This is a genomic window from Corallococcus exiguus, from assembly GCF_009909105.1.
Classification (GTDB): Bacteria; Myxococcota; Myxococcia; order Myxococcales; family Myxococcaceae; genus Corallococcus; species Corallococcus exiguus.
Window position 1 is genome coordinate 936527 of record NZ_JAAAPK010000001.1, and the last position, 21236, is coordinate 957762.

Consider the following 21236-nt stretch of genomic DNA (forward strand, 5'->3'; position numbering starts at 1 on the left):
CCACCGGTGGCCCAGCTGCCTGAAGGGAGCTCTTGGAGGAAGCCCCGCATCCGGTCCGACGCCGGGACTCCATTGCAGTCCGTGGGCCAACCCCTCCAGAACCCCCCTTCAGAGGGGAACCGGGCCCCAGAAGGCCCCAGGGCGCGGGGCAAAGTGCCCCAACCGGGGCATTTCGCCCGGGGGCGGCGTGCCCCACACCCCACCCCCGTGGCTCCCGCCGGACATGGCACGGCGGATGCTCATGGAGCGAAAGGTCCCCCCGCGAGCGTCGCCGCCGCGGCACCTTCAACCCCTCCAGGAGTTCACGCCCATGGTGCACGAGCAATCAGAAGGAGTCGCGCGCGGCGCGGCCTGGGAAGACCCCCACTCGGAGCCCGCGAGGCCTCCTCGCATCCTGGTCGCGGATGATCAGACGGAGATGCGCACGCTCATCCGCAAGATGCTGGTGCGGCGCGGTTATGACGTGGTGGAGGCGTCGGACGGGCCGGACCTGGTGCGCGTCCTCATTGAAGGGCTGACGGCGGAGGAGTCGCGCGCGCCCGACCTCATCATCACGGACGTGCGCATGCCGGGCTTCACGGGCCTGGAGGTGCTCGCCCGGCTGCGGCGCGAGCAGTGGAACACGCCGGTCATCCTCATCACCGCCTTCGGCGACGTGCACCTGCACCGCGAGGCCCTGCGCCTGGGGGCTGCCTGTGTGCTCAACAAGCCGTTCGACATGGACGAGCTGCGAGGCGCGGTGGAGGTGGCCCTCGCGGTGACACGCGAGTGACGCCACCCCGGGTGATGGCGCGCTAAGGTGGCGCGGCAATGCCTGTCGCAAGGAAGCCCATGCGCCGCCTCCCCTGGTCCCTGTCGTTGTCGCTCCTGTGCCTGGCATGCGCGCCCACGCAGCGCCAGACGCCGGACGCGGGCACTCCGGAGGTCAAGCCCCAGAGGCTGGTGGCGCACATCGTCCACACCTACCCGCACGACCCCACGGCCTTCACGCAGGGGCTCCAGTTCCACCAGGGCCAGCTCTACGAGAGCACCGGTGAGAAGGGCGACCTGCGCCGCATCTCATTGGAGCAGGCGGCGCCCCTGTGGAAGCAGCCCATGCCGGACGTGTTCCCAGAGGGGCTCGCGAGCGACGGGCAGCGGCTGTACCAGCTCACCTGGCAGGACGAGACGCTCTTCGTGTGGAACGGCGCGCCGCCCGCGCAGGAGAAGCAGGTGGAGTACGACGGCGAGGGCTGGGGCCTGTGCTACTGGCAGGGCCAGTTGGTGCGCAGCGACGGCACGTCCACGCTGCGCTTCCACGACCCGAAGGACTTCCACGTGAAGTCCCAGGTGCAGGTGATGTTGCAGGGTGTGCCGCAGGAGATGCTCAACGAACTGGAGTGCGCGGAGGACGGCGTCTACGCCAACGTCTGGCATTCCAACAACATCCTGAAGATTGATTACGCCACGGGCCGCGTGCTGGCGGTCATCGACGCATCGGCGCTGGCGCAGGCGGTGCGAGGCCGGGTGCGCAGCTACGAGGCGGTGCTCAACGGCATCGCGCTGGAGCCCGGCACCGGCCGCCTGTTCCTCACCGGCAAGCTGTGGCCCGACCTCTTCGAAGTGACGCTGGTGGGGCCCGCCGCCACGCCGTAGCGCACGTCAGCGCGAGTATTGGAAGGACACGGTGCCCGTGCTGGACGGTGGCACCTTCAGGTCCCACGTCAGTCCTCGCGTGGTGTCATCCCGCTGGGCACCGGGCGTGGCGCGGACGAGCCGGCTTCCTTGAGGCCAGGTGTCCAGCACGCGCACGCTCATGGGCACGGGATACGGGTTGGGCACCTGCACGGTGACGTCGTGAACTTCGCGCGCATTCCATTGCACGGGAGCGCGTTGCACGGTCCGCACGACCTGGACCTTCGGGTCGGTGCCGAGCGGGAGCGTGAAGGTGTTGTCTGGCCGCAGCGGGGTCAGCTTCAGCAGCGTGCGTGGCTTGCCGTCCACGAGCGGGTGGACGTAGCGATACATGACGAGTTCTCCCAGCGAGGAAGGTCTCACCTCCGCGATGAGGTAGGTGGCCGGGTCTTGCGCGGGGAAGACCTGGCGGTGGAGCGTCATGGGCCAGTGCTCGGTGATGAGGGGGACGCGCGGCGAGGTCCCATCCCGCAGCGTGTGTCGTCCGGGCGCGACGAGGCGCCCGGGAGGCATCGGATCCTTCTGGGAAGTGTCCCCCTCCCGCGCGAAATCCCGAGGGGGAGGAATCGGCAGGAGCTCAGTCGGTCCCACTCCCGCGACCATGAAATCGATATACGCGAGCTCCTGCGGTGAGTTCCCGATGTAACACCCGTACGTCAGCGGTGACGATGGCTCCGGATTCGGCCCGGCGCCCGTCCAGAGTTGTTCATCGAAACGCATGGTCGCGCCGGCGGGAGCGGCAACGGCCTCGTACAGTTGCACGCTGGCGCCCTCGCGCCCGAATCGCAACCGGTAGCCAGCGGGGGCGGGGGGGAGGTTGGAGAGGTGGTACTCGCCGCGCACGTCCGTGAATGCAAACACCTCCTCTGTCTGGAGACGGCTGGTGAGGACGCTCACCACCGTGTCCTTCAGGGGGGCGCCTGTGTTCACGTCCACGACCCTGCCGCTGAGGCTCACGGGTGCAGCCCGCTGTTGCAGGGCCTTCGCGCTCCAGACCGGGAGGGTGGACCACCCCCCGCGCTCGAACATCTGGCGCCGCAGGAGGGCCTCCTCCTCCAGCGCGTCAGGCTGCTGAAGCACCACCGGCAGGGGACGGAGGGACTCGAAGGAGGGCGCGCCCTGGTTCACGTCGAGCTGGACGAGCGCATCCTTCCAGTCCGTGCCCGTGCGCTGGAGGATCTGCCCCTGGAACGTCGCCTCCACCTGGGATGGCGGGTCCTGCACGGCCAGCGCCACCCGGTAGTGCACGGAGGCCTTGGGCAGGAAATGGCGGAGCACCACCTTCACGGCCCCTTCGCCCTTCAGGGTAGCTGTCACCTCCAGCGCAGGAGGCGAGGGTTTCGAGGCGAGGACGGTGAGCGCGACTCTCGCATCCTCCCTCTTGGCGTCGTACGCCCGCTCCGTGCCTGGGGGCGCGGGCGGGGCCACGGCGTCCATGGCCGCTCGGGCCTGCTCGGCGGTGAATGCGGGGACATAGGTGGGACGCACTTCGAACTGCTGGACCTCGGCGCCCTCCGCCTCCACGCGAACCGCGGTGGGCTCTACGTCTCCCGTCAGCAGCGGCCACACGACGCGCTCCGTGCCAGCCAGGTTCACGGTGGTGGTCCGCTCCACGAGCGTCCGGTCCTTGTAGACGGTGACCGTGGTGTCCTCCGCCTCCACGGCCACGCCCATCACCCCCACGAGCAGCATTCCCAGACCCATCAGGACCATGGCTGCATTCTGGGGCCGCGTCTGCCTTCAGCTCAATGGGCTTGCGAATCAGCCTGTCTGGAAAAACGCCGCCGCACGGTCCGGACCACCTCCGCGTCCCAGCGCGGTGACAGCAACTCCAGCGCGGTCCGCCGGAAGGGCAGGGCGCACGCCAGGCACGCCAGCGTCGCGGCCAGTCCAATGAGCGTGTTCTGCCAGGAGCCCAGGTTCCACTGCCCGGACCATGACCACGGCTCCATGCTCGTGGGCCACAGGTAGTGGATGGGCCAGTCCGGCCCGCTGCCGGCGAGGTCGCACAGCAGATGACCGTGGAACGCAGCCACCGACAGCAGGGCCACCGCTGCTCTTTGCCGCGCCAGCGCCGTACACACCGCCATGGTGACGAGCGCTCCCACGTAGCCATGAAAAATCACGTGGTGATAACGCGAATAAAGCTCTTCACCCGCCAGCAATGACAAACCATCCAGGTCCGGCGCGAGTCCCGCGCAGGTGACCAGGATGCGGTCACGCCGTTCGCGCAGGCCTTGCGAGAGGAGCCAGGACAATTCGGCGTGGACGATGGGATTCATGGGTGTGCACTAGCGTACGGCATGCCGGGGCCACGGCGAAGGTTCCCGGGGCAGTGCGTTGAGAAAGTGGGGGGCAATGACTCATCATGAATTCCATCTCCGCGCACCCGCGTCTGGGCATCGCCACGCTTTTTGAAGCGCACGCACGAAACACACCCGAGGCCGTGGCGCTGCATTCTGACGGCGGTGTGCTCCGCTATGACACGCTCAACCGGCGCGCGAACCGGCTGGCGCGGCGGCTCCAGGCGCTCGGTGTGGGGCTCGACCAGCCCGTGGGCATCCTCGCCGAGCGCACACCGGAAACAGTGGTGGGATTGCTGGGCATCCTGAAGGCAGGAGGCGCCTATCTCCCTCTGGACCCGAGTCATCCTCCGGAGCGGCTCGCCGCGATGGTGGCGGACTCCGGGGTGCGGGTCCTCGTCGGACGGCGTGAGGCGGTCCAGGGGCTGCGCTTCCAGGGGCACGCCGTCGAGCCTCCCTCTTCGGATGAACCTCTGGAGGCGCAGGATGCCGTGAACGTGAAGAGCGGAGCGGGGCCGGACTCGCTGGCGTATGTGCTCTACACGTCCGGCTCCACAGGCAGGCCCAAGGGTGTGTGCATCCCGCACCGGGGCGTGGCGCGGCTGGTGCTGGACGAAGGCTTCATGGGCTTCCGGCGCGAGGACCGAGTCCTCCAGGCCGCTTCGTATGCCTTCGATGCCTCGACGCTGGAGGTCTGGGGCGCGCTGCTGAACGGCGCGACGTTGTGTCTGGTTTCACGGGATACCCTGCTGTCGCCTCCGCTCCTCGCGGCGAAGCTCCAGCGGGATGCCATCTCCGCCGCGGTGCTGAGCACGTCGCTGTTCCATCAACTGGCCGCCGCCATCCCGGATGCGTTCGGTGGGCTCCGTGTCCTGATGGTGGGCGGCGACGTGCTGGACCCCAAGTGGGTGGCGCGAGTCATGGCGAAGGGAAAGCCCCAGCGGCTGCTCAACAGTTATGGACCCACGGAGTGCACCACCTCCGCGACGGCGTATGAGCTCCTCGCGCCTCCAGAGCCGGGCGTGTCCATTCCCATCGGCAGACCGCTCGCGCGGCTCCAGCTGCATGTCCTGGATGACGCGGGGAAGCCGCTGTCCGTGGGCGAAGTGGGGGAGCTGTACCTGGGCGGAGAGGGGCTCGCGCGGGGCTACCTGAACCGCCCCGTCCTCACTGGCGAGCGGTTCCTGCCGGATCCGTTCAGCGACGTGCCCGGGGCGCGGATGTACCGGACGGGAGACCGGGCGCGGTGGCTCCAGGATGGCAACCTGGAGTTCCTGGGGCGGGTGGACCACCAGGTGAAGATCCGCGGCGCGCGAGTCGAGCTGGCGGAGATTGAGAGCGTCCTGCGCACCCACCCGCGAGTCGGTGACGCCGTGGTCCGCGTGCACGAGGTCTCCCCGGGCGACAAGCGGCTCGTCGCGTATGTCTCACCGCGCGGTGTGGAGGACGCGGAGCTGCGCGCGTATCTGGGGACGAAGCTGCCGGACTTCATGCTTCCCCATGCGGTCATGGCACTGGAGCACATGCCGCTCAACGCCAGCGGCAAGGTGGACCCCTCGCGGCTTCCAGTGCCGCGCTTTGGTTCGGGGGAGGGGGAGACACCGCGCACGCTGCTGGAGCAGGAGATTGCTCGCGTCTGGTCGGAGGTCCTGGGGACGCAGCAGGCGGGAACGCAGGACCGCTTCATGGAGTCAGGCGGGGACTCGCTGCTCGCGATCCGTTTCATTGAACGGCTGGAGCAGGCGGTGTCGGTCCGTCTGCCCGTGCGGACGCTCTTCGACAGTCCGAACATCGCGGAGCTGGCGCGGTCGGTGGAAGCGGCACGGGGAACGATGCGAAGCATCGATGTGCCACCCATCGTCCCGGTGGACCGGACACAGCCCCTGCCCCTGGCTGATTCCCAGCGGCAACTGTGGCTCCTGGAGCAGCTGGCACCCCGGAGCGCCGTCTACAACGAGCCCTTCACGCTGTATCTGCCCGGTGACCTCCAGCCCGAAGCGCTGGAGCGCGCGTTCCGGTCACTCATCGCCCGGCATGAAGTGCTGCGGACGACCTTCGGCTCCACTCCGGACGGTCCGTTCCAGCGCGTGCATCCGGACATGCAGTTCCACCTGCGACGTGTGGACCTGCACGCCGTGCCCGGAAGCCTGCGGAGCGCGAAGGCATTGCAGTTGGCCACCCAGGAGGCGCGTGAGTCCTTCGACCTGGAGCATGGGCCGCTGCTGCGTGCGACGTGGATGCGATTGAGCGCGGCGGAGAGTCGCCTCGCCCTGGTGATGCACCACCTCATCGTGGATGGCTTCACGATGGCGGCGTTCCTCCAGGAACTGCACGGGTTCTACCTGGCGGAGGCACCTTCGCTGCCGCCACTGCCGCTCCAGTACGGCGACGCCGCTGTCTGGCAGCAGGGGGCCCGCTACCAAGAGGCCATCGCATCGCACCTGGACTGGTGGAAGCAGACGCTCGCGGCGGCTCCGCACCTGGAACTCCCCATGCAGCATCCCCGCCCCCAGGTCCCTAGCTTCCGCGGGGCCAAGCACGTCGTGCGAATCCCCGGAGACCTGCTGGAGTCCGTGAAGGCGCTGGGGCGTGGAGAGGACACCTCGCTCTTCATGACGATGCTGTCCGTGTTCGGCGCGCTGCTGCACCGCTACTCGGGGGCGGAGGACCTCATCGTCGGCGGTGCCTTCTCCGGGCGGAGCCGCGCGGAGTCACAGGCCATCTCCGGGCACTTCGTGAACCTGCTGCCGCTGCGGCTGCGATTCTCCGAGGGGCTGACCGTACGAGGCCTCTTGGCGCAGGTGCGCCGCGTCTGCCTGGAGGCGCTCGAACATCAGGACGCGCCGCTCGTGCGCATCGTGGAGGCGGTGAACCCGGCGCGCATCCCTGGCGCCAACCCGTTGTTCCAGGTGAGCTGCACGCTGGAGCCGCGCATCGCGGTGCCGGCGTCGGACTGGCGGGTGGAGCCCCACGACGTCGACACAGGGACGTCGAAGCTCGACCTCTCCATCGAACTGGATGAGCGGCCAGACGGCATGTCCGTGCGGTGGGAGTACGCGCTGGACGTCTTCGAGCCCTGGATGATCCACCAGTTGGGTCAGCACTTCGTGACGCTGCTGCGCGAGGCAGCACAGGCCCCGGAGCAACCGGTCTTGGCGTTGCCGCTGCTCTCGGAGGCGGAGCAATCACAGGTGCTCGCCTGGGCTCATGGTCCCGTGCGGGACGTGTCGCACTCGGACTGTCTGCACCCCCTGTTCGAAGCACAGGTGGAGCGCACGCCAGACGCGCCGGCCCTCGTCTTCCAGGGACGGTCCCTGAGCTACCGGACGCTGAACGCGGAGGCGAACCGGCTGGCCCATCACCTCATCTCCCAGGGCGTCCGGCCTGGAGACTTCGTGGGCGTCTGTGTCCAGCGTTCCTTCGAGCTGATCATCGCCCTGCTGGCGGCATTGAAGTCGGGCGCGGCCTACGTGCCGCTGGACCCCGCCTATCCCAGGGCACGGCTGGAGTTCACGGTGCGGGACGCGGGGCTGAGGCTCATCCTCGCGCAGGAGACGACGCTCGCGCTCATGGACGGTGCGGGCGTCCCGGTGGTCGCGCTGGAGCAGGTGCGCGGCGGTCCGGAGGACACGCCACGGGTCCACGTCACCGGGGATGACCTCGCGTATGTCATCTACACCTCCGGCTCGACGGGTCAGCCCAAGGGTGTGTGCATCAGCCACCTGAGCGCGGCGCACCTGACGGAGACCGTGGCCTGGGACTTCGGCTTCGCACCGGGACAGCGCGTGGCGCAGTGCGCGCGGTATGGCTTCGACTTCTCCGTCGCGGAGATCTTCCCGACGCTCTCCTCCGGCGCCACGCTGTACCTCATGGCCCAGGAGGACGTGGCCGCCGGTGAGGAGCTGGCGGACTTCCTGGAGACCCAGCGCATCCACACCGCGATGTTCACGCCGTCTGCGCTGGGCTCCATGGCGTGGCGGCCGCTTCCGGACCTGAAGACGCTCGCGATTGGAGGCGAGGAGCTTCCCGCGCGGCTCGTGGACACGTGGGCTCCGGGCCGCCGGTTCATCCAGGTCTACGGGCCCACCGAGGCCACGGTCTTCACGACGACCGTGGAGTGCATGGCCGGCGAGGGCCCGTACCCCATCGGGACACCCCTCTCCGGTTACGAGGTCTACCTGCTGGATGAAACCCTGATGCCGGTCCCGGTGGGCGTGCGCGGCGCGCTCTACATCGGAGGCAAGGGGCTGGCGCACGGCTATCTGCACCGCCCCGAACTCGACGCGGAGCGGTTCATCCCGCATCCCTTCAGCTCGGAGCCGGGCGCTCGCCTCTACAAGAGCGGAGACATCGCCAGTCATCGCCCGGACGGCGGCATCGATTTCCACGGGCGCTCCGACCGCCAGCTCAAGCTGCGCGGCTTCCGTATCGAGCTGGGCGAGATCGAGGCCGCGTTGCGCAAGCACCCCGATGTCCGGGACGCCGTGGTTGAACCGCGGCTGCTCGCGGGAGAGCGGCACCTGGTGGGCTACGTCATCCCCCGGGATGCCGCTGTGACGCCTTCGTTCAAGGAATCGCTGGGCGAAACACTTCCCCCACACATGGTTCCCCGGGAGTGGGTGCTGCTGGAGGCGTTCCCGATGGGGCCCACGGGGAAGCTCGACCGCGGCGCACTGCCATTGCCTTCCGTCAATGCCCAGGCTGCTCCTGAAGCGCCCGCGTCCACGGAGCGTGAGAAGGCATTGGAGCGCATCTGGTGCCGGATTCTCGGCCTGGAACGCGTCGGCAGGCAGGAGGGGTTCTTCGACGCGGGTGGGAACTCGCTGCTGCTCACTCGGGTCCAGTCCGCGCTGGCGTCGGAGCTGGGCATCCGCGTGAGCATGGCCACGCTGTTCCAGTTTCCAACCATCGAATCCCTCGCACGGCACCTGGACGCGGAATCCCACGTGCATCCGGTGACGCCGGAGCCCGTACGAACTCCTGCGCGCTCCTCCGGTCCTATCGCCATCATCGGTACGGCCGGGCGGTTCCCGGGAGCACCCAGCGTCGAAGCGCTGTGGACGCTGCTGGTGGAGGGCCGTGAGGGCTTGTCCCGCTTCAGCCGGGAGACGCTGCTCGATGCGGGCGAAGATCCTCAGCTCCTGGACGACCCTTCCTATGTCCGTGCCTCCGGGCTGCTGGAGGACGTCGAATCCTTCGATGCCGCCTTCTTTGGCTACAGCCCCCTCGACGCGCGGCTGACGGATCCGCAGCTCCGCATGTTCCTGGAGTGCGCATGGGAGGCACTCGAAGCGGCGGGCTACGACCCGAAGCGGCTGCCCGGCAAGGCGGGGCTGTTCGCGGGCTCGGGAGTGCCGCGCTACTGGTTGGATCAGGTGATGCCGCGCTTCCGTTCGCTGTCCGTGGCCGCGGAGGCGTACCGGTCCATCCTGGGCAATCCGTGGCAGTTCCTCGCCACCGCGACGGCGTATCAACTGGGCCTGCGTGGGCCCGCGCTCACGGTTCAGACCGCTTGCTCCACGTCACTGGTGGCCGTGCACCTGGCCTGCCAGAGCCTGCGCGCGGGCGAATCCGATGTGGCCCTGGCGGGAGGCATCTCCCTCTTCGCGTCCGGTCCGTCCGGTTACCTCCACGAGGCAGGTGGCATCACCTCTCCGGATGGACACTGCCGTCCCTTCGACGCGAAGGGGCAGGGGACGGTGCCCTCCAGCGGCGTGGGCATCGTGGTGCTCAAGCGCCTGGAGGATGCGCTTCGGGATGGAGACTCCATCCATGCCGTCATCCGGGGCTCGGCCATCAACAACGACGGAAACGCCAAGGTCGGCTTCACCGCCCCGAGCGTGGAGGGCCAGCGCGACGTCATCACACGAGCACACGCCGACGCGGGCGTTGCCGCTCGTGACATCACCTACGTCGAAGCCCACGGCACGGCGACGCCACTGGGCGATCCGCTGGAGGTCCAGGCGCTGCGGCTCGCCTTCGGAGCCCGTGAGGCGTCGGAGCCCGCGGTGGTCCTGGGGGCGCTCAAGAGCAACGTGGGGCACCTGGACTCGGCGGCCGGGGTGGCGGGGTTGATCAAGACGACGCTGGCCCTGGAGCACCGCTTCCTCCCGGGCACCGTCCACTTCGAGCAGCCCCATCCGGAAGCGGGCCTGGAGCGTTCGCCCTTCGTCGTGAGTCGCGAAGGGCGGCCGTGGTCCCTGCCTGAGGGTTTCCCACGTCTCGCGGGCGTCAGCGCGTTTGGCATTGGAGGAACGAATGCGCACGTCGTCCTCGAAGAGGCACGCCCCGCGCCCACCGTCGACGTGAGCACGTCGGCGGAAGTGCTGGTGCTCTCAGCGCGGAGCGGGGATTCATTGAACGCGGCTTCGCGGCGGCTCGCGGATCATCTGGAACGGCATCCGGAGCAGCCCCTGGCGGACGTCGCGTACACGTTGCAGGAGGGACGGACGGCGTTCGGATACCGGCGCGCCATCGCGTGCGAGACACCCGCGGAGGCCATCGCGAAGCTCCGGCGGGACGGGCCCGTGAAGCCCGCTTCGTCCCCGTATCCTGAAGTGTGCTTCCTGTTCCCGGGGACGGGCACCCAGGAGGCGGGCATGGGTGCGGCGTGGTACCGGCGCGCTCCGGCGTATCGCGAGGCCTTCGATGCATGCGCCGCCCTCTTCGGTCCGGAGATGGAGCGCGACCTTCGTGCCGTGCTGCTCACCGACGAGCGCGGAGCAAAGGCGGAGGAAGCGCTGCGAGCACCCTCGCTGGGCATGGCCGCCATCTTCACGACGGAGTACGCGCTGTCGCGGCTGCTGGGGGCCTGGGGTCTCCACCCGACGAGCCTCCTGGGCCACAGCCTTGGGGAATACGCCGCCGCGTGTCTCTCCGGCGTCCTGTCACTGGAGCAGGCCGTGTCGCTGGTCGCGCTGCGCGGCCGCCTCTGCGATGCACTGCCACCGTCCGGCATGCTGGCCGTGCCCCTGTCGGAAGGCGTGCTCACGCAGGCGCTGCCACCCGGACTGTCCCTGGCCGCGGTCAACGGACCCGGGCAGTGCGTGGTGTCCGGCGCGCTGGAGGTGTTGGAGGACTTCGCGGCGCGGCTGCGGGAGCGGGGCGCGAGGACGAAGCGGTTGCCGAACACGAGCGGGTTCCACTCCGCGCTCGTGGAGCCCGCGATGCAACCGCTCACGGACCTGGCCAGGTCGATGCGCCCGAAGTCCCCGGCGATTCCCCTCATCTCCAACGTCACGGGCACCTGGCTGACCGCGGACGACGCGCACGACCGCACGTACTGGGCCCGTCACCTGAGGCACACGGTCCGGTTCTCCTCGGGGCTGGAGCTGCTGCTGGAGGACCGCGAGCGGTTGTTCGTGGAGGTGGGACCGGGACAGACGCTCTCAGCGTTGACGCTGTTGAACCACCGGGTAGGGCGGGAGCGGCTCGTGCTGCACACGCTCGGAGTGTCTACGGGACGGCGTCATCCACCGGAGAGTGATGAACAGGCCCTGCTCCATGCCGTGGGACAGCTCTGGTCCGCGGGCTTCTCCGTGGACTGGGGCATGGTGCGCGGCAGCGGCCCGCGCAGGCGCGTCGTGCTGCCGACGTATCCCTTCGAGCGCAAGCGGTACTCGCTGGCGGAGAAGACGCCACGGCTGCCTCGGCCTGAAGTCACGAACGAGCCCCGGCCGCTCAGCCGTGAAGAGGTCCACGCCTCCATGGAAGCACTCTGGAAGGAGCTGCTCGGCGTGGACACGCTGACGCCGGACAGCCACTTCTTCGAGCTGGGCGGCACGTCGCTCCTGGTCGTGCAGCTCAACCGTGAACTCAAGACGCGGCTGTCGGTGAGCCTGTCACTGCACGCGGTGCTGGAACACCCGACGCTGGGCGCATGGGTGCGAGCGGTCCAGGACGAGCTGGAGCGTACGGGGCGGCCACTCACCAAGGAGGCACCGCTCCGGATGGAACTCCAGGAGGGACGGCGTAGACGGACACCGCTCTTCCTGGTGCAGCCCATCGGGGGCACCGTCTACACGTACCTGCCGCTGGCGAAGCAGCTGGGCTCGGACACGCCGGTCCACGCGTTCCGCGCATCGGGGCTGGAGCCCGGTGAGGTGCTCTACCGCGACGTGTCCGCGATGGCCCGCGCGTACGTGGACGAACTGCTGACCTTCCAGCCCCAGGGCCCCTTCTGGCTGGGCGGCCACTCCTCGGGCGGCGTCATCGCCTACGAGATGGCGGTCGAGCTGCTGAAGCGGGGCCACTCCGTGGCGGGGGTCATCCAGATCGACACGGTGACGGTGGACGACTCGCACAGGCTGAACATCCGGAGCGTGGGAGACGTGCTCCGGCTCATCGACGCGTTCCAGGAGATCTCCCCGCGCGCGGCGGACGGGCTGCGGACGGCGATGGAGCTCGACACGCGGCTGCGCGACGTGGTGCTCGCCACCAACGAGGCCATCGCCGCGTACGCGCCGGGACGCCACGCGGTGCCGCTCGTGTACCTGCGGGCCACGGAGCGGGACGCGGTGCTGGACTCGCATGCGGCGGCCTGGTGGAAGGCGCTGACGACCGCTTCGTTCCAGTCCCACGACGTGCGCGGCAACCACTTCACCGTCATGGAGGAACCCCACGTGGCGGAGGTGGCGCGGCTCATCCGTGAGCAGCTGACAGCGGGAAGGGGAGGGGAGCGTGATGACCTCGACGCGGGATGAATGGAAGGCGGAGCTCTCACGGCGCTTCACCGCGTTCGTGGAGGCCTACGAGCGGGGCAGCCTGGAGGCCCTGTCCGAGCTGTTCTGGCACGACGACGACATCGTGGTCGTGGGCACGCACTCCAACCTCCACTTCAGCGGCTGGGCGCAGGTGGAGCATTCCTTCCGTACCCAGTTCGGGAGCCTGCGCGACATCCGCGTGACGCTGCGCTCGGAGCAGCGCTGGCACGGGGGCGCACCGCCCTCCACGATGGCCTGTCTCACGGTGCCCGCGATGGACATCGCCCTGGTGGCGGGCGGCAGGCCCGTCACCTTCGAGGGCATCCGCGTGGCCTGCGCCTTCGAACGCCGGGGCACCGAGTGGCGGATGGTCCAGGTGCACTGGTCGCTTCCGCGCACGGAGGTGCTGGTGGACCACAAGTACCGCTGATTACCCCGGAGGCAGCGGAGAGCGTCGCGGCGTGCCCAGCAGCTCCAGCGTGCGCAGCGCCACGTCCGCCAGCGTGGACGTACATGGCATGCAGCCCCCGCCGCAGCAGGGAGCCCAGTCGCCCTCCGGATCCCTCAGCAATGGATACACACAGCCCCGCAGGGACTGGGGCAGTCCCGCGTCGTCACAAGCTTGAAGCAGCGCCGCCTGCACGGTGGCATCCTTCACATCCATGGCCACATCTTCCTAACTGACACCCGGAAGGAAGGCAGCCCATGCGCACGACATCATCCGACCCGCGCTTCTCCCGCCGCGCCTCCGTGGTGCTCCTGACGTTCCTCGCCTGCGCATGCACGAGGCCCGGCCCGTCCTCCCGCCCACCCGCGGACGACCCCACGCTGCGCCTCATGGACACCTTGCGAGCGCACGCACGGACGCTCGCTCCGGTGTGCTCTCCCTCCGCGGAGCTGCTCCAGCCTGGAGGCGGCATCGACCTGGAGCGCCTCCACGCCGCCGGTCACCCGGTCGTCGTCTGGACCGTGAACGACCTGCCCACGATGCAGGCCCTGCTCCAGCGCGGCGTGGACGGCATCATCACGGACCAGCCGGACCTCCTGATGCAGGCGGTGCGCGACTTCGACGCCAACGGCGACGGCACCCCTGGGGACCTGCTGGACGCGGACGGGCTCATCGACCCGAAGCGCTTCGATGCGCAGGGCCACCGGGGCGCGCGGAACCTGCGGCCGGAGAACACGCTGCCCTCCTTCGAGGCCGCGCTCGACCACGGGATGCCCACGCTGGAGCTGGACACCGTCCTCACCGCCGACGGCGTCGTCGTGGTCTCCCACGACCTGAACCTGTTCCCCACGAAGTGCCGCCACGCGGATGGAAGCCTGCTGACCGCTCCCGTTTCCATCGCGACCCTCACCGTCGCGGAGCTCCAGGCCCGCTTCGTCTGCGACCGGCTCCTGGAGGACCGTCCGGACCAGAAGAACGACCGCGCGCTCTCTCCGGAGGCCGTCGCGTTCGCCGCCCGCGTGGGGCTCCCCGACCCCTACACAGTCCCCACCCTGAGCCAGGTGTTCGCCTTCGCGGCGGACCAGGCGGACGCCGCCCATGAAGCCCGCGACCCGCTCCGCGCCCGGAACGCCCGCCGTGTGCGCTTCAATGTGGAACTCAAACGGACAACAGAGAAGACAGACATTGCTCCGGCCCACGGCGACAAGGTCGCCCGGCTCATCCAGGAAGCAGGGCTCGTCCAGAGGTCGGACGTGCAGTCCTTCGACCTGCGCGCCGTGCGCTCCGTGCAGGCGCGACACCCGGAGCTGCGCACCGCCGTCCTTCTGAGGACGCGTCCCACCGCCGCGGATGTGAAGGCGGTCGAGTAGCCAGACGGTCCACTCCCCGACCGGGAAATCAAGGATTTAGTCAGGCGACGAAATCAACTTGCGCAAAATCGTTAGGGGCCTTACTAGACGCCTCGTTTTGGTCCCTACCCGCCCGAAAAACGCCACGCCGATGAAGCTCGTGCCCCGGTACGAGCGGCTGAAGCAGATGGCTCAGCGCTTCCCCTCGCTCGACCCCAGCGCCATCGAGACGTGTCTGACGATGCTGCGTCTCTCCAATGAACTGACCGGGGCCTACGAGGCGCACTTCGCACGGCACGGCGTGTCTCACGGACGCTTCGTCGTGCTGGTGCAGTTGTTCGCGGCGGAGGACGCGGGGGACACCCTGCGCCCCGCGGACCTCGCGGAGCTGTCGAGCTGCAGCCGCGCGACCATCACCGGCCTCCTGGACACGCTGGAGAAGGACGGCTTCATCTCCCGCACGGATCACCCCGAGGACCGGCGCATGTACTCCGTGCACCTCACCTCGAAGGGTCGCGAATTCATCCAGGGGATGATGCCCGACCACTACCGCCGCATCGCCGCGCTCATGGCTCCCTTGAGCATGGATGAGCGGGACACGCTTCGCGCCCTGCTCGCCAAGGTGTCCACCGGCATCCCCGCCCTGCGGGACCCCTGAGCCCCTTCCCACACCCCTTCTTCAACGCTGTACCGAGCAACAACCATGACGACCCGTACCGCCCCTTCACTGGAAGCCGCTCCCTCCACCACCGATGCCCCCGCCGTCGCGCAGCCCGCGAAGCGCTCCCGCGCCAGGCAGGTGCTGCCCATCCTCGTGGGCGTGGCGGTGCTGGGCGGTGGCGCGCGCTTCCTCCTCACCCACGGTCACGAGTCCACCGACGACGCCCAGGTGGAGGGCCGCATCGCCAACGTGTCGCCGCGCGTGGCCGGTCAGGTGGCCCGCGTGCTGGTGCATGACAACCAGACGGTGAAGGCCGGTGACGTGGTGGTGGAGCTGGACCACGCGGACCTGGATGCGCGCCTGGAGGTCGCTCGCGCGGACGTGATGAGCGCGGAGGCCCAGCTGTCCAACGCCCAGGCCCAGCTCACCCTCACGGAGGCCAACGCGGGCGCCAACCTGCGCCAGGCCCGCGCCGGCGTCACCCAGGCCTCCAGCGGCATCAGCTCCTCCAAGGCCGCGTTGGAACAGTCCCGCGCGGACGTGGCTTCTTCCGAAGCGCGCTTCAAGCTGGCGGAGACGGACCTGGGCCGCGTGAAGCAGCTGCGCGAGCAGGGCGCGCTGTCCCAGTCGGACCTGGACACCCGGCAGGCCGCGTATGACACGGCCAAGGCCGCCCTGGACCAGTCCCGCGCGCGGCTGATCTCCACCGAGGCCGGCATCCAGAGCTCCTCCGGTGGCCTGGAGGCCGCGCAGGGCAAGCTCTCCGCCGCGGAGACGGCGCCCGTGCAGATGCAGGCCGCGCAGGCCGCGCTGAAGCTCGCCGAGGCCCGCCTCAAGCAGACCCGCGCCGCGCTGACGCTCTCGGAGCTCGCCGTGTCCTACGCGCAGGTGCGCGCCCCGGTGGACGGCGTGGTCAGCCGCCGCACCGTGGAGGTGGGGCAGATGGTGGGCCCGGAGCGCCCGCTGATGGCCGTCGTTCCGCAGAACGACATCTGGGTCGTGGCCAACTTCAAGGAGGACCAGGTCGGCGAGATGCGCGCGGGCCAGCCGGTGGAGCTGAAGGTGGACGCGTTCGGCGGCCACGCGTTCAAGGGCCACGTGGACAGCCTCGCGGGCGCCAGCGGCGCGCGCTTCGCCCTGCTGCCGCCGGACAACGCGTCCGGCAACTTCGTGAAGGTCGTGCAGCGCATCCCCGTGCTCATCCGCTTCGACGGCGACCTGAAGGAGCTGCCCATCAAGCCGGGCATGAGCGCCTACGTCAGCGTGGACACCGGCGCGAAGCCGGAGCCCCAGAAGTCCGCGGCGGTGGATACCCGGAAGGCGGAGTAACCCACCGTGGACGCTCGCCGAGACGTCATCACCGGCTCCAAGGCGGGCATCACCATCGCGGCCATGGCCGCGGCGCTGATGTCCGTGCTGGACATCTCCATCGTCAACGTGGCCCTGAGCGACATCCGCGCGAGCTTCGGCACGCCGTTGGATCAGATCGCCTGGGTGTCCACCGGCTACATGATGGCCAACGTGGTGGTCATCCCGATGACGGGCTGGCTCCAGCGCCGCTTTGGCTACCGGAAGTACTTCACGTTCTCCATCATCCTCTTCACGGTGGCCAGCGTGCTGTGCGGCCTGTCGTGGAACCTGACCTCGCTGGTGGCCTTCCGCATCCTCCAGGGCATGGGCGGCGGCGCCATCATCCCCACGTCCCAGGCCATCCTCTTCGCCCGCTACCCGCGCGAGGAGCACGGCATGGCGGGCGCCCTCTTCGGCCTGGGCGCAGTGACGGGCCCGCTGTTGGGGCCCACCGTGGGCGGTCTCCTCATTGAAGCGGCCAGCTGGCACTGGATCTTCCTCATCAACGTGCCGGTGGGCCTCTTCGCCGCGTACATGGCGTGGCGCTCCATCGAACAGCCCCACTTCGAAGCGTCCACGGAGAAGGTGGACCGCAACGGCATCGCGCTGCTCGCCGTGGGCATGGCGTGCCTCCAGTACGTGCTGGAGGAGGGCAACCGCGAGGACTGGTTCGACAGCCGGCTCATCACGCTGCTGGCGGTCATCGCGGGCATCGCGCTCATCACCTTCGTCGTCCACGAACTGGAGACACCCAGCCCCGTGGTGGACCTGCGCGTGTTCGGCAACCGCAGTTACTCCGCGGCCACGGGGGTGAACTTCCTGGTGGGCACGGCGCTGTTCTCCGGCTCGTTCCTCTTCAGCCTCTTCTGCGGCTCCGTGATGCGCTACGAGGCATTGGACATCGGGCTCATCTTCCTCAAGGGCAGCGCCATCCAGATCCTGCTGATGCCGCTCATCGGCAAGTTCGGCGGCAAGGTGGACGGCCGCTTCCTGATTGGCTTCGGCATCCTGGGAATGAGCCTGTCCCTGTGGACCAACGGCCACCTGGCCACGCGCGTGGATGAAATCACCCTCATCACCCCGGTGTTCATCCGCGCCTGCTCGCTGGGCTTCATCTTCGTGCCGCTGTCGGTGATGGCGCTCAGCAACCTGCGACCGGAGCAGCGAGGCAACGCGGCGGGCCTCTTCAACCTCACCCGCGAGCTGGGCGGCTCCATCGGCACCGCGTGGATGAGCAGCGCGCTCAGCCGCTCCACCCAGGCCAACGTCACCGCCATCACCTCGCACGTGGACGTCTACGGGCAGGTGGCCCAGGAGCAGGTCGCCTCGATGACCGGCGCCATGGCGGCCAGGGGCGTACTGAATCCCACGGGCGCCGCCTACGGCCTGTTGAGTCAGCGCATCAGCGCGCAGGCGCTGGTGCGGGCCTTCAACGCGAACTTCCTCATCCTCGCCGCGCTGTTCGTCTGCGCCATCATCCTGGTGTTCATGCTCCAGAAGGCGGACCCCAAGGTGAAGGTGGAAGGCGCGCACTGAAGAAGCGCGGCCATTCGAAACGACAAAGCGCGGGTCCCCGATGCACTGGGGCCCGCGCTTCTTCGTTTCAGGCGCTACCGGAGACGACTACCGGCGCCACTTCTGCGCGCTGGTGCCGTTGCACTCCCAGAGCTGCAGCGGGGTGCCGCTGGCGGAGTTGCCGCCCGACACGTCCACGCACTTGTTGGCCTGGGGGTTCACCAGGTCACCGGCGCCAGAGAGGATGAACTGCTGCGCGGGGTTGCCGTTGCAGCTCACCAGCTGGATGGCCGTGCCGTTGGCGCTGGAGCCCCAGGCCACGTCCATGCACTTGCCGAAGGCGCGCACGGTGCCGTCCGACATGAAGGACCACTTCTGCGCGTTGGTGCCGTTGCAGTCCCACAGCTGCAGGCGGGTGCCGTCGTTGGTGTTGGAGTTCGGCACGTCGATGCACTTGTTCGCCAGGCCGATGATGGGGCCGCCGGAGCCGCCGCTGCCGGACGTGGTGAGCGACAGGCCGTAGGCGTTCAGGATGGGGATGAGCGGCTGGAAGACGGTGTTGCCGCCGGAGGTGCAGTTGCCGCCAGCGCCGGACGTCACGCCCTGCGCCTGGTTGCCGGACAGCCACGAACCGCCGGAGTCACCGCCCTCTGCGCACGCGCTGGACGCCGTGAGGCCGTACACCGGGCCCGCGGAGTAGTTCACCGTGACGTTCTTCCCCGTGATGACGCCGCAGCGCCAGCCGGTGGTGGAGCCCGAGCGACACACGGACGCGTTGACGCCCGCCTCCTGCGAGCCCTGCACCAGCACGTTGGCGCCCGCGTAGTTGTTCACCCACGGCTGCGACCCCCACGAGCCGTTGGTGCGCACCCAGGCGTAGTCGTTGCCGGGCCAGCTGGCCGCCACCACCGTGCCCTGCGCCACGCCGTTGAAGCCGCTGGTGCCCGTGCCCGCGCCGCCGCAGTGGCCCGCCGTCACGAAGCCGCCCGCCACCGGGAAGCCGATGGAGCAGCGCGCGTTCCCCGGGTAGTACGCGTCACCGCCGCGCAGGTCGTACACCGGCTTGAACTCCTCGCGCGACGACACCGTCCGCACCGCGGCGTGCTTCACGCCCGCCTTCGCGACGAAGTCCGTGCCGCCCGTCAGCGCGGAGTCCTGCGTCAGCACCACCACGCTGTTCGTCATCACGTCCACGTACCAGGCGTGCACGGCGCGGCCCGCCATCTGGCTGTCGCGGTCCAGCTGCGCCTTCACCGCGTCCAGCTCCGCCTGCGTGTACTTCACCTTCTGGGGTACGGCCCCCGCGCGGCGCACCGCGTCCGCGTCCGCGTCCGTCGTCACGCCCACCACCAGCTGGCTGCCGTCCGCGTTCATCCACGCGCCGCCAAAGCGCTCGCCCAGCGCCGCGCGCAGCGAACCCTCCACGCGCACCGCCGCCGCCTCCGACGCCAGCCGCTGCTTCGCGCCGTCCGCCGTCAGGCCCAGGTCCCGCTGCATCGCGGAGAGCAGGTCGGGCGACACGTCGTGCGCCAGCGCCGCCTCCGCCTGGGAAGGCGCGGCCATCGCCATCGAGGGAATGACGCTCAACGTGGCGCCAGCGAACAGCGCCGTCGCGGTGGAGAACAGACCGGAGGTCCGCTTCATCGGGTCCTGCCTTTCGTGCTGCGGGGGAACCCGAAGCGAAACCCGACTGAGCCGCGAAGGTCAAACAATTCAAGAATTACTTCAATTCTCCGACATTCTTGTGTGGTCGAAGAAAGTCACAGAAAACAAGAAGGCCCGGTGCGTCATGAGACGCACCGGGCCTGGGGACTTGCTTCGGTATCGAGCGGAAGTCAGCGCCTGGCGCGACGGGCCACCGCGCGGGCGGGGGCCCGGCGGCGACGCAGCGCGATGGCGCCCAGCATCAGCAGGGCACCGGCGAAGGGCAGGGTGCCGGACGTGCCGGACGCGCTGCAGCCCCCCGCCACGCCCTCGGACGAGTCCGGCAGGCCATTGGGGTTGTTGGACACCGGCGTGGGGGTGGGGGTCTGCCCGCCCACGGTGGGCAGCTGGGTGGTGGGCAGCTGCGGCGTCTGCGTCACCGGCGTCTCCGTCACCGGGGTCGGATCCTCCGCGGGGATGGTCGTGTCATCCGGCACGGGCGTGGGCGCGGGCGCGGGCTCCTCCACCGGCGCGGGCGCGGGCGGCATCACGTCCTCGAGCGTCGTCGCCATGGTGAAGCCGTCGTGGAAGATGGCCCCTTCGGGCTTGATGGCGGCGTCGCGGTACAGACCCATCTTCAGGTAGTTCAGCTCCTTGCCGAACTGGTTGGCGCCGTAGGTCTTCGGCAGCACGTGCTCGCCGTTGTGCCACAGCTCCACGAAGCCGGCCTTCTTGTCCGAAGACCACTTCACGTGCAGCACGAAGTCGTGCCAGTTGCCTTTGTCGATGGAGGTCTGCCACAGCACGGGGGTGGTGTTGCCGCCCACGCGCAGGTTGATCTTGTCCCCGCGCACGAAGAACTCCAGCGGCGGCGAGCCACAGCAGCTCTCCTGGTGCCACTGGGTGATGACCTGCCACGAGTCATGCACCGGGTAGTTCGAGGGAAAGAGCGTGCTCCACTTGTAGTAGTACTCCTTCCCCTGCGTCTCGTGGGTCAGGTACAGCAGTTCGTTGCGGTTGCCGCTGGCGTTGATGGGATCATCGCCTTGCTTCACCGTGGCCTTGAGGGCGTACCTGCCGTCACGCACCACATCCGTTACGACCTGCAAGCGGCTGTTGGCAACGGCCTGCTGGCGCGTCCACTGGGACGTGTTGCCGGTCTCGAAGTCGCCCTTCCAGATGACGCCAGCGAAAGACAGGGCAGGCATCAGGGAGGCCGCGGCAACGAGCTGAAGGAGTCGCTTCAAACAGGGGTCCTTTCGGTCCGGGTTGGGCCACGAGGACACGCGGCGGGAAAAAAGCCTTCCCGCCCCCTCTCGCCTGCCAACCCCCTGCCGCACGCGCGCTCGCCGGGACGCCTGGTGGGGTCTGAGCCAGACAGGGCCCTGCCGCCCGTCACTTCCCCAGGCATGCCGAAGCGCGTGATTCCAGGTGGATGCGGGCGCTCAAACCATCCTTCGAGAGCAGCCGTGCAGCCGAGCCCCCGGGCGTCATCCCCCCAACAACCGGACGGCCCGGCGCCCTGTCTCCCTCTCGCGCCTGACGTGGGAAGTGGGGCCTTTTTTCAAGATCGGCCGAGCAGCCCGTCTA

At 69.1% G+C, this 21236-nt stretch carries 13 protein-coding genes; 8 read left to right on the plus strand and 5 right to left on the minus strand.

From position 1 onward, the window contains the following. The first annotated feature begins 310 nt into the window (after positions 1-310). Entirely contained in the window at positions 311-772 is a 462-nt protein-coding gene (locus GTZ93_RS03920; protein ID WP_120579191.1) for a response regulator, read from the plus strand. A gap of 59 nt (positions 773-831) precedes the next feature. Beyond that, a complete protein-coding gene (locus GTZ93_RS03925; protein WP_139921125.1) occupies positions 832-1635 on the plus strand; it encodes a glutaminyl-peptide cyclotransferase in 804 nt (267 codons plus the stop codon). Between the two features lie 6 nt (positions 1636-1641). On the opposite strand, the gene GTZ93_RS03930 is transcribed toward GTZ93_RS03925, so the two are convergent. Beyond that, complete coding sequence (locus GTZ93_RS03930) at positions 1642-3387, minus strand: carboxypeptidase regulatory-like domain-containing protein (RefSeq protein WP_139921127.1); 1746 nt, start codon at positions 3385-3387, stop codon at positions 1642-1644. A 32-nt stretch (positions 3388-3419) separates the two neighbouring features. Next, positions 3420-3956 (minus strand): metal-dependent hydrolase, encoded by a 537-nt coding sequence (locus GTZ93_RS03935; protein WP_139921129.1) that lies wholly within the window; start codon positions 3954-3956, stop codon positions 3420-3422. 86 nt (positions 3957-4042) lie between these two features. On the opposite strand from GTZ93_RS03935, the gene GTZ93_RS03940 reads away from it, so the two are divergent. Beyond that, a complete protein-coding gene (locus tag GTZ93_RS03940) occupies positions 4043-12679 on the plus strand; it encodes a non-ribosomal peptide synthetase/type I polyketide synthase (protein WP_139921131.1) in 8637 nt (2878 codons plus the stop codon). Further along, complete coding sequence (locus tag GTZ93_RS03945; protein ID WP_161662646.1) at positions 12660-13109, plus strand: nuclear transport factor 2 family protein; 450 nt, start codon at positions 12660-12662, stop codon at positions 13107-13109. Before GTZ93_RS03940 ends, GTZ93_RS03945 begins: the two co-directional genes overlap by 20 nt. Here the strand turns inward: GTZ93_RS03945 and GTZ93_RS03950 are convergent, their stop codons facing one another. Next, a complete protein-coding gene (locus GTZ93_RS03950; RefSeq protein WP_120579186.1) occupies positions 13110-13343 on the minus strand; it encodes a hypothetical protein in 234 nt (77 codons plus the stop codon). A gap of 41 nt (positions 13344-13384) precedes the next feature. Here GTZ93_RS03950 and GTZ93_RS03955 point away from each other — a divergent pair, with 41 nt between their 5' ends. From GTZ93_RS03955 to GTZ93_RS03970, 4 genes are all read left to right on the plus strand, one after another. Then, on the plus strand, positions 13385-14497 hold the full coding sequence (locus GTZ93_RS03955; RefSeq protein WP_161662647.1) for a glycerophosphodiester phosphodiesterase family protein: 1113 nt from the start codon (positions 13385-13387) through the stop codon (positions 14495-14497). A gap of 130 nt (positions 14498-14627) precedes the next feature. Continuing rightward, on the plus strand, positions 14628-15134 hold the full coding sequence (locus GTZ93_RS03960; RefSeq protein ID WP_120581716.1) for a MarR family winged helix-turn-helix transcriptional regulator: 507 nt from the start codon (positions 14628-14630) through the stop codon (positions 15132-15134). A 45-nt stretch (positions 15135-15179) separates the two neighbouring features. Beyond that, positions 15180-16466 carry an HlyD family secretion protein gene (locus GTZ93_RS03965; RefSeq protein WP_139919402.1) on the plus strand — a complete coding sequence of 429 codons (1287 nt, stop codon included), beginning with the start codon at positions 15180-15182 and terminating at the stop codon, positions 16464-16466. A 6-nt stretch (positions 16467-16472) separates the two neighbouring features. Beyond that, positions 16473-18023 (plus strand): DHA2 family efflux MFS transporter permease subunit, encoded by a 1551-nt coding sequence (locus GTZ93_RS03970; protein WP_233607383.1) that lies wholly within the window; start codon positions 16473-16475, stop codon positions 18021-18023. Positions 18024-18110: 87 nt separating this feature from the next. On the opposite strand, the gene GTZ93_RS03975 is transcribed toward GTZ93_RS03970, so the two are convergent. Both GTZ93_RS03975 and GTZ93_RS03980 read right to left on the minus strand, forming a co-directional pair. Next, a complete protein-coding gene (locus GTZ93_RS03975; protein WP_139919401.1) occupies positions 18111-19646 on the minus strand; it encodes a S1 family peptidase in 1536 nt (511 codons plus the stop codon). 191 nt (positions 19647-19837) lie between these two features. Further along, positions 19838-20854, minus strand: coding sequence for a polysaccharide lyase (locus GTZ93_RS03980; protein ID WP_172814044.1), 1017 nt, complete (start codon positions 20852-20854; stop codon positions 19838-19840). Between the last annotated feature and the right edge of the window lie 382 nt (positions 20855-21236).